This window comes from Chloroflexus sp. (assembly GCF_034434295.1).
Lineage (GTDB): Bacteria > Chloroflexota > Chloroflexia > Chloroflexales > Chloroflexaceae > Chloroflexus.
This window is the reverse complement of sequence record NZ_DAOTZQ010000044.1, coordinates 32,121-46,976: the sequence shown is the minus strand read 5'-3', so window position 1 is coordinate 46,976 and position 14,856 is coordinate 32,121. Positions and strand designations below refer to the sequence as shown.

Genomic DNA, 14,856 nt, shown 5'->3' with positions numbered 1-14,856 from the left:
CGCACTCGTCACCTACCGATAGTTTCCGCCCCCAGCGGGGGCGGGTGAGGGTGGGGGCGTGTCTGTATTCCCTGGGAGCGCACGCCTCCGGCGCACTCGTCATCTGAACCAGCTTGTGAAAGCGGAAGTCATCCTGTACCGATAGTTCCCGCCCCCAGCGGGGGCGGGTGAGGGTGGGGGCGTGGCTGTATTCCCTGAGAGCGCACGCCTCCGGCGCACTTACCACCTGACCCACCACGTGCTAGCGGGAGTCATCCCGTACTGGCGATTCCCGCCCCCAGTCGGTCCTATGCATTACCCATAAGTCACGTGGTAGGCAGTGGGGTGTCGAATGTAACATGTGGTGGCTCCCCGTGACGCAGGCGGGAAGCCCGCGTTGCAGTCATTCCCGCTACCCCGTCAGGATCTCGCCGTAGCCGCTGGTGCGCAGGGTGGACACCTGTCCCATGGTCGGGCATGACGGCCCCTCCGTCTCACCCAACCCGCCGATCTGATCGTGCGGGCTGACGCTCTGCCTCACAACCTGCAAGCCCCTGCCGGGGCTACCCCGCAGCACGCCCAGCCCCCACTTCCCACCGTCAGGCAGCTCCGAAGGGGCTTCTATGAATTGAGGTAGCGTTGTAACCCGCCGACTCGCTGACCATCACCCCTGCTCCCGCACGCGAGCTATGCAATATCCAAGTTATGGTAATGCATAGCGCACAGCGTGAGAGGGGCCGGGTGTGAGGGCCATCAGATCATCGCCAGGCCTTCAGACGACGCGCAGGTTCACCACAGAACCTGCGCGTCAGCGTGTGCCTACGGTGTCTACACTACCGGCGGTAGGTAGACGAAAGACGATCTGACCAGATAGCTTTCACCTGTGGTGAAGGGCAGACCGATCAGTGCGTTACCGGTCAGGTCGGTAATCGTGGCCGTTGCAGGAATATCCAGACGTAGCGTCCCGCTGCCGGCTTGTTCCAATACTCTGTGTACGACGACGCCTCGACCAAGTTGCAGGAATATCCAGACGTAGCGTCCCGCTGCCGGTGCCGGTATTGACCGTGACGGTGTAGGAACTGCCGAAGCCGCTCACACCGGTGATGCTGGCACCGCTCACACCGCCAGTCGGGTTCAGGCTGAAGTCGCTGCTATCCACGCCGGTCACGGATTCACTGAACGTGACCGTGAAATTCACGCTGGTGGCGTTGGTCGGATTGGGGTCGGCGCGGGTGATAGAAGTGACCGTGGGAGGAGTTACATCCAATTCGTAAGAGCCAATATCGCAGGTCGCACTACTGTCGTCATTGCCGTCCTGCGGACGGGTGACGCCGTTCTGCGATTGGTTGTTGACCGGCGCAGCGGCGCAGATGGCGTTGCTCCCCTTGTCAATGGCCGGGCTACCGGTGTTGAGCGAGAAATAGGCAGGCGTGCCGGTGAGTATGCCCAGGTTCGGATCCTGCCCGATGATGTTGCCGTTCACGCCATTAGTCAGGTTGCAGGCATCAGTACCTGTGTTCTCGATCAGATTGTGGTCGGCAGATGCGACCGATCCCCGGCAATCGCCAACGAAGCTATTGGCGATGATGGTATTGTTCAACGTCAACGTGCCGGTGGAGTGAATGCCGCCGCCGTTAGGAGCTCCGTTGTTCGAGAACGTGCTGTTGGTGACAGTAAGTGTCCCCGAGTTGGCGATGCCGCCGCCGCTGGTGGTTGCTGCGTTGCTCGAGAGCACGCTGTTGGCGATAATCAACGCGCCCTGGTTGTAGACGCCACCGCCGTCGAGGGTGCCTGCCTGGTTGGTCGAGAAGGTGCTGTTGGTGACAGTCAGTGTCCCCGAGTTGGCGATGCCGCCGCTGCTGTCACTTGCTATATTGTTCGCGAGCCTGCTGTTCGTGATAGTCAGCGTGTCGGCGGTGCCGTTGAAGACGCCCGCGCTATAGTCTGCCGTGTTGTTCGAGAGCAGGCTGTTCGTGATAGTCAGCGTGCCTGCATTGTAAATGCCGCTGCTGCTGGTGGTTGCTGCGTTGTTCGAGAACGAACTATTTGTGATGGTCAGCGTGCCTGCATTGAGAATGCCGCTGCTGGTGGTTGCTGCGTTGTTCGAGAATATACTATTCGTAATGGTCAGCGTTCCCGTGTTGTCGATACCCGCGCCGTAGCCTGCTGCGTTGTTCGAGAGCACGCTGTTGGTGACGGTCAGCGTGCCGCTGTTTTGAATGCCGCTGCCGAAGCCAAAGGAATCCCCATTGGTAATGGTCAAACTTTGCAGCGTCAGGTTCGTGCCGGGGTTGATAAGCAACACCTGCTCGCTGCCGTCGCCGCTAATGGTGATATTCCCGCCGCCGTCAATCGTCAGCGCTCCTGCACCGCTGGCAATGGGGGGCAAGACGGAAGCAAGAGTAATTGTCCCGCTCACGTTGAAGGTGATGGTGTCGTCAGCGGCGCTGTCAGGGCCGCAGTCACCGTTGCCGGCATTGTTCGCCGATGCGATGGCTTCCCGCAGGGTGCAGAATCCATCCCCCGCCGTGGGCATTGCAGTGTCTCCCAGACTGTTCACTACAAAGCCCGCTGCATGCATCGGACGGACGGGTATTCCTCCGGCTATCAGCGCCATCACAATCAAAAGAGCGGGTGTACGAGGAAATCGGGTGATCGTCATACAGCCTTCTGAGTTGTACCTGTCACGATTGCGTACCTGAACGGCGTGTGGCTCTGTGCGTTTTCACTACAGGATAAGGTTGGCGAATTCGAGTACGTCACCTTCGCCTCGCAACGACCGGCGCGGCCAACACCGTGAGGCGTCGATAGCGTATCTGGTAGCCTGCGACCAATCGTCTGTGATCAGCCCTTCAAAGTTGAGGCAGGCAGGCGACTGCTGCCGCCCATAGCGGCTGCGGCCTTTTCGCCTAATTCCCGAAACTGGGCCGAGACCGAATTCAGACGGTCGACCCATTCCGGACTCGGTGTCTGGTCTGCGATAGCCTGGAAGTAGACCTGGACAATACACGTCATGGCGAAGGGGTCAATCAACGCTGCCTTCAGCGCATACGCAGTGATGATGGCGATGATCAACGTCCAGAACCCACCCAAACCCGGCATCACACTCACGAGAGCAGCAACCGGTGCAATCACGATCAGAAAAATCACAAAGGTCAATATCCAGGCAAAGATGGTGAGGAAGACCGCATTTTTGAGCAGCAGCCGGTAGTTTTGGGCGTACAGGATTACGCCGTCACGGGCGCTGGCCCAGCTATTGGCTTGATTGGTGCGGATGATGTAGGCGAGGATCGCTTCGTCTACATAGGTCAGTGAGAATTTGATCACGGCTGTCACGAACTCCATGGCGTTGGTTAGTCCTGGGATAGGCAGGAAGCTGCTGATGGTCAGCAGTGTCCTGTTCAAGGTGCGGATGATCCCTTTGATGAGCTGATCGAGGCCGAAGAGCAGTGAGGCTTCAGCGAAGCGCGATTTCACAATCTGGGAAGCATACGCGATCTGCCCCGTTCCTTCCGGTATGGGCTGGTCATCCATCAGGTGCACCAGTACCGCAATGTGTCCCGCTTTGACAATGTACAGCAGATACTCGCGGGCAAAGTACAACGCGCCTGACACGAACCCGAAGCCGAACAATCCGCCCCAAAATGCACTGCCGCTTGCGGTCTCGGCATCGCCAAGGATGCTGCCTATCAGGTATCCGACGCCAGCGCCGCCACCGGTTGCCACGATGTAGGCGAGGGTAATCCCAAAGTAGATGACGAAACGGAAGCCGATAAACGGGGTAGTGCGGATCAGCAAACTGAAAGCCTTGCCGATACTGAAGTCCCACATGGTCTTTACTCCTTTTACTGAATGCACGTCAGAGGATGGAAGAGGCAAGCAGCACGATCTCGGTTACGCCCGTATGGCTGGAGTCCCGCGATTTGATCAGACCCTCCCCTGGCGCATACCAGGCGGAACCAGTTGTGGTTGTACGCAAAGCTGTAGCGCCTGCGAACGAGATGTCAAATCTGGTTGTACAGTCAACCCGCAAGGCTTCGCGGTCGCCGCCCGGCACGCTCACCCGTTCCACGCCGATGGTTTTGCACGACAACTGCATCGTGTTGCGTAATACTACAGTTGTGCCGCCAATATCAGATTGACCGCTATAGACGATGGTCTGCATCCATTCAGCGCCTGGCTGAGGATCGGCGGGGAAAGAGATGCCGGTATTGGACTCCACCGGAAACGTGAAGTTCATCTGGTCGGAGAGAGCGAAGCTGGGGTTGGAATCGACTGATAGACCGATGAGATTGCCCTGCTGACACCGCCAGCTTCCCTGGCGGGTAGCGCCGCTGCTGAACACATCCTGATCGTCCTGATCGTCGAAGCCATCTTCTCGAACCCGGGTGATTGTCTGCACGAACGTATCGCTGCTCGTGCCGCTGATCTGGTATTGCCAGGTGGCACCCTGAACTACGGGGTAGGAGGGGTTCTGGCAATGACCGACGGCAGATACAGGTGGAACAGGTTCAGTAGGGTTCTGCGCTACAGGCGACGGTTGAACCGTCAGTGTAGGGTTCGCCACCACGGGCGACGATTGAACCGTCAGTGTGGGGTTCTCCGCTACCGGTGACGGTTCAACCGTTGAACTGCCGCCTGACGAGCAGGCGGACGAAGCCAGGGTCACTGCAACCAGGACGAAACGAGCGATGGGCATTGTATGTCTCCCTTGCACAAGCGATCAAAGGTTGACGGCAGATCAATGTCTGGTTGTTTGCTCATCGACAGTAACCACGTCATCGCCTGTTCATCAGAACAATGTGTATTACTGCAATGAAATCATGTGTCTCTGTGCGTATGTGGTAACTATCTGTTCATATCTTTCGGGTAGTCAATGCGCTGCCCGTTGGCTCGCCGGTTATACGTATGCCTGTCCAATGCGCGGTGAGTAATTAATGACTCGCAGGCGACCGGAATCGTCGCAGCAGCAGACCCAGCACGCCCAATATCCCGCCCAGCTTCACCAAGACGAGGAGCCAATTGAGCAGGGCAAAAATCCCCAGCATCACAAACAATCCACCAAAACCAATAAATGCGGTAGACGGGAGCCAGGTGAAGGGCGAGTCGATCACCGCGAATTCCGGATTTTCCGGATCGTAGAGCACGGTCACTTCCTGGTTGCGGCGATAGGCTGGAGGATTACTGCTTGTCGGGTCTTGAAACCGCACAACCTGCTCCGTACTGGTGGTGAATTCCACCACGGCCTTATAGCCGGTGCTGCCCCTGGAACTCCGCACCTCGACCAGATCGACAACCATCCCATTTGCCGAGAGATGCGGTGAGGGTACCATCCAGTCGCGAGCGAAGAGACCGACCCCGACGAAGATTGCCCCGACGATGATCATGATGAAGCCACCTGTCAGACGGCTAAACAATTTTGTGATCATGTGCGCCCTCCAGTCGTTGATGTACGCCAACGTTGCCATTGCAATTATCGTTCCGCAGCTTGCCTCCTCCTGAATGGCAGGGAGATAGCTACATCGCGATACCTCATAGCGTAGCAAGGAGGCGTCTACAAAACGTCTACATGCACGCCGCGCTTACCCGGCTCATGACTGTTTCAGCACCAGGGGCAGATGAACCCGCTGCACCTGAAGCTCATACGCGCCGATGTCACATGTCCCGTCTTGGGGGCGAGCGATGCCGCGCTGATCGGTGGCCGGACAGTCATTGTTCGTACCGGCATTAACCGCAGGGGAGGTCAGGGCAAGTGCCCGCGTTGGGGTGACGCCGCCGTTGTTCTGCAATGGGCCGAGTTGCGGATCAACATTGTTCAGATCACCGCTTGCCGTGAACACGCTGGTGCAACTGGTATCGCTGCTCAGGTTGTGACCCTGTGATGTTGGCGGGGTAGAGATAACGCAGTTACTGCCGGACGTTTCGTGGACGAGAAGGGTATTTTTGAGCGTTGCCGGTGCAAGAAAGGAAATCCCATTGTTCGTGTTGTGACTGATTGTGCTGTTCAGTATACTAAGCGAGCCGGCAGAATGTACTATTCCGCCGGTAACATAACTGCTAGTGGTGTTATCGCTCACCGTGACATTGATCAGTGTCAGGGCACCGTAATTCGCGATGGCCCCTCCATTGACTGTGGTGTTGCTGATGATGCTGCTGGCGGTGATGACCAGCGGACGGTTGCTGAAGACGCCGCCGCCTCTTTGGGCAGCATTGTTGCGCACGATAACGTTCTCCAGGTATCCGCTACCGGTGCCTGGACCACAGCCAATGCAAAAGCCGCCACCAGTATTACTGTCATTGGTACCGGTCGTGGCATTGTTTTCGATGATCACGTTGTAGAGTTCGAGGCGGCCCCAGCTTAGCAATCCGGCTCCGCCCATTGTTGTCGCAGCAGGCAGGCGACCGTTCCGCACGGTGAGGTCTCGCAGCACCAGGCGATCCCCCCTTGCCGGTGCGTTGGCAATGAGATGGAACACCCGATCAAGCTGATTGCCGTCCACAACCGTGGTCGAAGCACCACTACCTTGAATGATGAGGGTACGGGTCACTACAGAGGCCGTTGCAAAGACGTCGAGATCACCGGTAGCATTGTCATTTTCATCCGCACCGGCGATGTTCAACGTGTAGATGCCCGTCGACAGGGTGATGCTATTATTCCCGCTACCAGCCGGACAGCCGTCAACCGGACTGCTCGTATTCACTGCCTGGATCGCCTCGCGCAAAGAACAGTCACCGTCGCTGTTCAGCTCATCATCGGTGGTAGTGACGACGATTGGACCAGCACTCAGTGTTGGCCGGGCGTTGTGATGCATAAGCCATCCACCAACCACACCAGCCACAATCACCATCACGATCCAGCCCCAGGAAAAGTACTCGATGATGCTTCCTCCCTGACCAGGGTGTCTTCTCATTGCGATGGGCTGAGAATGGATATTTGGGGAGCCACACGTGCACTTGCCTGCCAGATTACGCAACGTGGGTAACGATAGTACAGTGTTATGGTGTTCCATACATTTCTCCGGTGTGGTTGCAATTTGTTCGCGTTTGCTTTCAGCATACACAAGCGGCGTCTACAAAACGTCTACACGCACACCGCGCTTGCCCGGCTCATGACGGTTTCAGCATCAGGGGCAGATGAACCCGCTGCATCTGATGCTCATACGCACCGATACCACACGTTCTGTCGTGGGGGACTCGCACCGATTGGCAACCAGGCAGGTATAGAACTTATTTCATAAAAGCTGTGCTGTTGTGCTCCCAGACGGTCGTGCAGACGGATGAACGCTTGCCAATCGCTAACGACAGCATATCCTGTTCCCAGTCTGCCGGTATGGCAGCGAGAAGGGCTGACGACTATCTTCGGTGCCATCGTGCTGAATTGATTGCTTTGCCCGCTCGTCACGCGCGTGTCGCAGCGTTCGGAGTGCGGCAGCCATGCTGCCGCAGCAGCCGTGCTCACGATCCAGGGCGTGGCACGCCGTTGACCCTGCTGGTCACGGGGAGGCTGGGTGTATTCGTCACGATCATCGAGTCTGTCAGGAATGAATTGAGATAACTTCTCGTAAATGTTTTTAAAATGGGTTCCAGTCTCTCTCGGAGCCGACCTCGCAGGGTGGATGAGCAGGTTGTGTTGCGGAACATGTACCAGTTTGTTAGTTAATTCAGGCTTCAAAGCGACTTTAACAACCAATACAATGCATGGTAATCGCTCAAACAGAGGAGGTTCCTATGCGAACACGTTGGTTATGGGTAGGCTTGCTCAGTAGCCTGCTGGTAATTGTTGAATGGTTGTCGCTGCCTGGCGCCTTTGCCCAGCCATCGGTGGCGCGGGCTGTTCTCTTCTTCTCACCCACCTGTCCTCATTGCCACGTGGTGTTAGGTGAGGTCTTGCCGCCCCTGCAAGCTCGCTACGGTGATCAGTTGCACATTCTGACCATCGACGTCACAACTCCCGATGGCCTGACACTGTACGAATCGGCCATCACCACCTTTGCTATTCCGCGTGAACGCTTGGGGGTACCAGCGCTCTTTTTCGAGCAGGTACATCTGGTCGGTAGTGCGGAAATTCCTGCACAGTTGCCGGGTTTGATCGAACAAGCGATGGCCGCGGGTGGGAGCCGGTGGCCGCCAATTCCCGGTCTTGAGCCGTATGTCACCCGTCTTGAAGCCGATACCCCATCACTACCATCTGCCTCTGCGTCACCATTCAGTCGCGATCCGGCCAACACGCTGGCATTACTGGTCCTAACCGGCATGGTGATCGTTATCTTCATCACCGTTCGACGCCTGCGCTGGCCGTTTGATCGGCGATTGCCGGCCTCCAGCAATCGCCTCATACCGGTGTTTGCGGTTGTTGGTCTGGTGTTGGCCGGTTATCTGGCCGTGGTTGAATTGAGTCAGCAGAGCGCTGTGTGCGGTCCAATCGGCGATTGTAATCTGGTACACCAGAGTCCTTATGCCCGTATCGCAGGGATTCCGGTCGGATTGATTGGAGTAGCCGGCTACCTGGCCATTCTTGCAGCCTGGATGCTCAACTATGTTCGTGGTTGGCGGGTAGCCCGCCAGTTGTTAGTTGGATTCGTTCTGGTCGGCACACTCGTGTCGCTCTACCTGACCTTCCTCGAACCATTCGTGATTGGAGCGACCTGTCTCTGGTGTCTGCTCTCGGCAATCACAATGACCACCCTGCTCTGGTTGGTCGCGTCGCCGGTTGAGCGTCCGGTCATGCGGGGGCGGCGGTCACTTTCGGCGGCAAAACAGTAGAACTTAGCTGTACTGTCGTGCTAACGACTGTCGCACAGGTACACGAACGCTTGCTAATTGCCAACGACAGCATAGCCTACTCCCGGTCTGCTGGTACAGCAGCGAGGAGGGCTGACATCCATCTTCGGTGCCATCGTGCTGAATTGATTGCTTTGCCCGCTCGTCATGCGCGTGTCGCAGCGTTTGGAGTGCGGTAGCTGCTGCCGCACCAGCCGTGCTTCGTGCTGGGTGCGAGTCACGCTGTTGATCCTGCTGACCACAGAGATGCTGTGTGCTCGTCATGAGCATAGACTCTGTTGGTAATGAATGAGATTGCCTCTTGTGCATGTTTTTGAAATAGGTTCTAGTGCGGGCAAGTTAGTATCTCCGTTCTCCCCATTTAATTAGTTGGATGGTGTAACTTCTTCCCAATTCATTGCATCTTATAGACAAAAGGTTGCAAAGGAATTGACAAAAGGAGGAGGTTACAAACTCATGCGTCATGTGGTTGCTCGTCTAACGGGTTTGCGCTCGCTGGGTGAGCGCTATACGCCAACCTATTGGTTGGCAGCACTCGGTAACGGTGGTATGACCGTGACCTTTTTCATCTGGTTGAACTTTCTCGTTCCCCATCCGAACACGCCGATTGTGACGTTCGACAGTATTGCTGCTTTGTGGGCTAAGACGGATGTGATCGGTCACATTCTCTTGCTGATTGCCCTGGCCGGTGTGGCCATCTTTGCCATCCGTCATCTCCGGTCACTCATCTGGAATCTGAGCGAATTCAGCGGTTTTCGCCGCAGCAGTCCTTATCTCCGGCTCCGTGAAACGAACGGTGCTGTGATGTTGATGGCACTACCCCTGACCCTGGCGATGACGATTAATGTGGCATTTGTGAGCGGCGCAGTCTTTGTGCCCGGTTTGTGGAACGTGGTCGAATATCTGTTCCCCTTCGCAATGACGGCGTTTCTCCTCGTTGGTGTGCTGGCCCTGCGCACGTTTACAGATATTTTCGGGCGTGTACTGGCGAACGGTCATTTCGATTGCACGCGCAACAATAACCTGACCCAATTGCTGGCTGCGTTTGCCTTCGCAATGGTCGGTGTAGGAATGGCTGCACCGGCAGCAATGAGCACGGTCAAGCTGACGATTGGTTTGTCGGTGTTGGGGGCGATCTTCTTCATTACTGCGTCAATCGTCATCGCATTGATCCTGCTGGTGTTGGGAGTACGGTCGATGCTGACGAATGGGTTGGCTGTGGAGGCTGGCACCAGTCTCTGGATGCCGATCCCGTTGTTGACGCTGATCGGCATCGCGGTGTTGCGTATAAGTCATGGTCTGCATAATGGCTTTGAACTGCACATTGAAGCCTCACACCGGTTACTGATCACTGCGGTGTTCTTCAGTCTGCAACTGCTGGCAGGTTTGTTGGGGCTGTCGGTGCTACGACGGGTAGGTTATTTCCGAACGTATCTAAACGGGCCGGCGCGCAGCCCTGGTGCGTATGGCCTGATCTGTCCGGCAGTGGGTCTGTTCGTGTTCGGTATGTTTTTCCTGCACGTCGGTCTGGTACAAAACGGTTTGATTGAGAAGTTCTCGCCGGTTTATTTCGTCGCCCTGGCCGCGCTGGCCGTGGTACAGGTACTCGGTATCATCACGATGTTCTGGCTTGATCGCCGGTTGCTCTCAATGCCATCTCGATCACCGGCTGAAGCCGAGAGTGTTGCCTGAGAGCCACAAACGAAAGGGGACGGAATCGTCCGCCCCCCTTTGTCATTCGTTCGTCACTTACAACTCTACACTAAACGCAGCCTGAATACCGGGAATAGTCGCTACCTGCTCCATCACCTGCGGTGGTGCCGGCTCGTCAAGCGTTAAGACCATCACTGCTCGTTCGCGGGGGGCACGCCGCCCAACGTACATGCCCGAAATGTTCACATCCGCTGCACCGAGTAATTGCCCAACTTTACCGATCATGCCCGGCTGGTCGTGATGATAGGTGATTAAGAGTGATCCCTGGGGGACGAAATCGACAAAATAGCCGTCCATCTGCACGATGTGTGGTTCGCCGCGCAACACGGTGCCGCTGAATGTGCGGGTGCGTTCCGCTGTCTGCACGTGCAGGGTGATCAGGCCGGCGTAGTTTTCCGCTTCCGGTGAGACCCGTTCGGTCATGCGCACACCACGCTCGCGGGCGATAATCGGTGCATTCACCGGGGTAATCCGCTCTGAGCTGCTGGCGGCCAGCAAGCCTTGCAAGACGGCAAGGCGCACCGGTTGGGTGTCCATGTCGGCCAGTTCACCACCCAGTTCGAGATCGTAGCTGCGCACTGGCTCCTGCACCAGTTGCATGACCAGTGTGCCGAGCAGACGGCCCAGATTGAGGTACGGTTGCAGGATATTCCATGCCTCCGGTGCCACGAAGGGCGCATTCACTGCATAGCGTGGTGTGCCACCGTTCAGCGCAGTTACCACGCCTTCCGCCATCTCAGTCCCGGCGCTCAATTGCGCTTCGGTGGTTGATGCGCCGATGTGGGGCACAGTAATGATCTTTGGGTGACCAAGCAGCGGGCTATCCGCCGGTAGTGGTTCCTGGTTGTATACATCGAGCGCAGCGCCACCCAGGTGACCACTGTTCAGCGCCTCAATCAGCGCGGTTTCATCAACGATCCCCCCGCGGCTGGCATTGATCAGGTAGGCGCCCCGCTTCATCTGCATAATCCGCTGCTGGTCGAATAGATTGCGTGTGCTTTCGATCAATGGAACGTGGAGTGAGATCACATCACTCCGCTGCACCAGTTCGTCGAGGGTAACCAGCGCAACTCCCAGTTGTTCGGCGCGGTCAAACGAAACGACCGGATCATACGCCAGCACTTCCATCTCTAACGCCCGTGCCCGTCGTGCCACCTCCGAGCCAATTCGCCCCAGCCCGACCAATCCGAGCGTCTTGCCGCGAACTTCCCAACCGACGAAGTCGTTTCGCGCCCAGCGTCCACTCTGCAACGATGCATGAGCCTGGGGAATGCGACGGGCCAGACTGATCAGCAGGCCAATCGTCAGTTCGGCAACCGCAACGTTGTTTGAGGCCGGGGCATTGACCACGATAATCCCGCGTCGGGTAGCCGCTTCAACGTCGATATTGTCAACCCCGGTGCCGGCGCGTCCGATCACGCGCAATCGTTCGCCGGCAGCAATGACTTCGGCGGTTACCTTCGTCGCCGAACGGACAACCAGGGCATCGTATTCACCAATAATCGAGATCAGGGTCGGTTTGTCGAGATCAAGCCGGACATCAACTGTCCCGGCCTGACGCAAAACGGCAAGTCCTTCGGCAGCGATCTTTTCAGTAACGAGAATCCGGTTCATAGACTCCTCTCAAACGTATGGCTCGCTAGCACTGTCAAGACGTTGTTCGACCTGCTCGCAGATGGCATGCAGAAAGAGGGTGTGAACTTCCTGAATACGTGCGGTATTCTGGCTCGGCACGATCAGAGCGTGATCGGTTAGATTACGGGCCATTCCACCATCTTTGCCGAGCAGGGCAATGTTAATCATACCTCTGGCACGGGCTGTACTCAGCGCATTAATGATATTTGACGAATTGCCACTTGTACTGAACACGATCAACACATCACCAGGTTTGCCCAACGCCGTCAGTTGGCGGGCAAAGACCTCATCGTAGCCAAAGTCGTTGGCAATACACGTCATCGCGCCGACATCAGCGTTCAGGCAGATGGCTGGCAATGGTCGGCGGTTATGGCGGTATCGTCCGATTAACTCTTCCGCCAGATGCATAGCATCTGCTGCACTTCCCCCGTTTCCCGCAGTGTATAACGTGTGTCCACTCAGTATTGCATCGGCCACCAGTTCTGTGATCTGGTCGATGGCCGGCGCCAGGGCTGTACATGCCTGTAAGACCGCAATGGCTTCATCAAGTTGCTGTTGGAATGACATAGGCTCTCCGTAGGTTATATTCTCGCGCCTATTATACGCGCTGGCGTTACATAGCATGTCGGGTGGGGGTGAGAGTGACTGAACGCTCTTTGAGGAGGATTGATGACCATCGCCGGTGCCACCAGACGCCGGATTGATTACCTTGCCCGCTCGTCATCCACGTGTCGCGTGGTGTGGAGTGCGGCAGCCATCCGCGCCCACTGCCCTGCCCGCCCCCAGCCGGTGGGATAGGCCAGTCCACCGGTAATCCTCGCCCTACCCCGTGCCGCACCGAAGCGCTGTAGCACGGCGCCATCCATGTGTCGCGTGGTGTGGAGTGCGGCAGCCATCCGCGCCCACTGCCCTGCCCGCCCCCAGGCGGTGGAGTGGGCCAACCCACCGGCCACTAAGAGCGCAATGTGTCACAACTGCATCAAAACCCTTCTGGAGGTGATCTGGTAGCGGCGTTCGTGGTGTGTGTTTACCTGTATACCTGCCAGATACCGCTACCCATGGCGCATAACGATTTGCCTCAAGGGGTAAAAAGTGACCAGGAGTACCATCACCCGGTTACCGCGTCATATTCGCTTGCCTTCAATGCCAGCCCTGCCGCGACGCTGGTGAACACATCGATCTCCTGCAACTTCTCGGCACCGAATTTCTCGCTCAGCATACGCACGAAACGAGGTACACGCGAGCTGCCGCCGGTACGGAGAACGACATCAATCTGATCTGCTCGCAGACCGGCGGTTTTCAGAGCGCGATCAATACACGCCTCAACTGCCCGCACGTCAGGACCGATCAGACGCTCGAAGTCCCAGCGCGGAATCTCATCGCGTACCGTCATCTCACCCATATCAAGTTCAAACGTTGCTCGATCAGCCTGCGACAACGCTACTTTGGTGCGCTCAACCGCTTCGTACATCGGCAACCCGTAGTTTTTGCGTACCAGTGTGCGCAATGCCTGCAACTCGCGTGGCCGGTCGCTAATCGCCACTGCTTCATCAATAATCGCCAGGTACTTCGGTTGCGTAAGATCGATGATCGTCTGCCATTCACTGAGGTGTTCCAACACGTGATTGGGAAACGGTAATCGTCGTGCTCCCAGCGTAGCGCCCTCGCCGAAATGACGTAACAGCCGCCCCATTACAATCCGGCGGTCGAGCAGATCGCCACCTACCGGCACACCATCGGTTGCCAGGAACGAAGGCCGGCCCCGTTCATCAAGCTCCATAATCGTGATGTCAAGGGTACCACCACCAAAATCGAACACCAGCACGCGCTGGGCGCGTTGGTTTGTGCGCGCATACGAGAGTGCCGCTGCGGTCGGTTCTTCGAGAAAACTGAAGGATTGCAAGCCGGCCAGCCGACACGCAGCCTGCATGCGCTCAAAAGCCAGTGTATCACTGGCCGGATCGCTGGCATAATGCACCGGTCGGCCAATTACCAGGTGACTGATCGGAGCGCCAAGTTGTTGCTCGATCCGCTCGATAATCATACGCAAGACCAGCGCAATCAACTCTTCCAGCGTATAGTAGACGCCAAACACATTCGTCTTCTGAAAGCTACGATCACGGAGATGACTCTTCAACGACTGAAACAGTCGCCCCGGGGCATTGGCGTCGACCTTTACGTACAATGCCTGCATCACCGTACCACTTTCGGCAAAGGTCAGTTCGGCATCGCCGATGTACCGCCAGACGTATTCAATCTCGCGCCCAACATTTCCTTCGGTGAAGCGATTGATCGCCTCACGCCCGATGAACGGTACGCCTTCGCGGGTGATGAAGAGCGTCGAGCGGAGAATAGCCGGTTGTGTATTCACCGGATCGAGATCGATTAAACGCAAACGCTGACCGTCATATACCGCTGCGCTTGAGTTAGTCGTGCCGAAGTCAAGCCCGACGCGCATTGTTGTACCTCCCTGATCGTGATGACTGAAATTTCAGACTAACCGGCAACATCCATTTTGTCAATCAGTCTTGCGATGGAAAGTAGATTGGTGGTACCGACCGATATGTCAGCCATACGGTTGATCAAGCGATGCTTCCTTACCTGGCGTTCAGTTAGTAGCAGCAGTGTTTCAGATGTGTTGCCAGAGATGTGTCACTAGCGATCATTGGGTGTCGACCATGTGAAAGGGACGATTACCTGTGCGCAAAACCCTGCCCTGCGATGTTACCTTGTCTGCACGTCTATCTT

Annotated in this window: 11 protein-coding genes; 3 read left to right on the top strand and 8 right to left on the bottom strand. The window is 56.8% G+C overall.

All coding sequences use genetic code 11. The features are described from left to right. Positions 1-889 precede the first annotated feature (889 nt). The 5 genes from VAE57_RS06580 to VAE57_RS06560 form a co-directional block, all read right to left on the bottom strand. Positions 890-2,641, bottom strand: a complete 1,752-nt coding sequence (locus VAE57_RS06580) for a choice-of-anchor Q domain-containing protein (protein ID WP_322821089.1) — start codon at positions 2,639-2,641, stop codon at positions 890-892. A 182-nt stretch (positions 2,642-2,823) separates the two neighbouring features. Further along, positions 2,824-3,810 (bottom strand): hypothetical protein, encoded by a 987-nt coding sequence (locus VAE57_RS06575; protein WP_322821088.1) that lies wholly within the window; start codon positions 3,808-3,810, stop codon positions 2,824-2,826. Positions 3,811-3,838: 28 nt separating this feature from the next. Then, entirely contained in the window at positions 3,839-4,678 is an 840-nt protein-coding gene (locus tag VAE57_RS06570) for a hypothetical protein (RefSeq protein WP_322821087.1), read from the bottom strand. Between the two features lie 235 nt (positions 4,679-4,913). After that, positions 4,914-5,408, bottom strand: a complete 495-nt coding sequence (locus VAE57_RS06565) for a DUF3592 domain-containing protein (protein WP_322821086.1) — start codon at positions 5,406-5,408, stop codon at positions 4,914-4,916. A 162-nt stretch (positions 5,409-5,570) separates the two neighbouring features. Continuing rightward, positions 5,571-6,989 carry a CSLREA domain-containing protein gene (locus VAE57_RS06560; RefSeq protein WP_322821085.1) on the bottom strand — a complete coding sequence of 473 codons (1,419 nt, stop codon included), beginning with the start codon at positions 6,987-6,989 and terminating at the stop codon, positions 5,571-5,573. A gap of 718 nt (positions 6,990-7,707) precedes the next feature. On the opposite strand from VAE57_RS06560, the gene VAE57_RS06555 reads away from it, so the two are divergent. Then, positions 7,708-8,742 (top strand): vitamin K epoxide reductase family protein, encoded by a 1,035-nt coding sequence (locus VAE57_RS06555; protein WP_322821084.1) that lies wholly within the window; start codon positions 7,708-7,710, stop codon positions 8,740-8,742. Between the two features lie 474 nt (positions 8,743-9,216). After that, the gene (locus VAE57_RS06550) at positions 9,217-10,452 is read left to right on the top strand and encodes a TsoY family (seleno)protein (RefSeq protein WP_322821083.1); all 1,236 of its coding nucleotides are present in this window, start codon (positions 9,217-9,219) and stop codon (positions 10,450-10,452) included. Positions 10,453-10,509: 57 nt separating this feature from the next. On the opposite strand, the gene serA is transcribed toward VAE57_RS06550, so the two are convergent. Both serA and VAE57_RS06540 read right to left on the bottom strand, forming a co-directional pair. After that, complete coding sequence (gene serA, locus VAE57_RS06545; protein WP_322821082.1) at positions 10,510-12,087, bottom strand: phosphoglycerate dehydrogenase; 1,578 nt, start codon at positions 12,085-12,087, stop codon at positions 10,510-10,512. A 9-nt stretch (positions 12,088-12,096) separates the two neighbouring features. Then, a complete protein-coding gene (locus tag VAE57_RS06540) occupies positions 12,097-12,675 on the bottom strand; it encodes an SIS domain-containing protein (protein ID WP_322821081.1) in 579 nt (192 codons plus the stop codon). 102 nt (positions 12,676-12,777) lie between these two features. Between VAE57_RS06540 and VAE57_RS06535 the strand changes: the two genes are divergently transcribed. Then, on the top strand, positions 12,778-12,906 hold the full coding sequence (locus VAE57_RS06535; RefSeq protein ID WP_322821080.1) for a hypothetical protein: 129 nt from the start codon (positions 12,778-12,780) through the stop codon (positions 12,904-12,906). Positions 12,907-13,216: 310 nt separating this feature from the next. Here VAE57_RS06535 and VAE57_RS06530 read toward each other — a convergent pair whose 3' ends face one another. Beyond that, positions 13,217-14,566, bottom strand: coding sequence for an Hsp70 family protein (locus VAE57_RS06530; RefSeq protein WP_322821079.1), 1,350 nt, complete (start codon positions 14,564-14,566; stop codon positions 13,217-13,219). Positions 14,567-14,856: the final 290 nt, after the last annotated feature.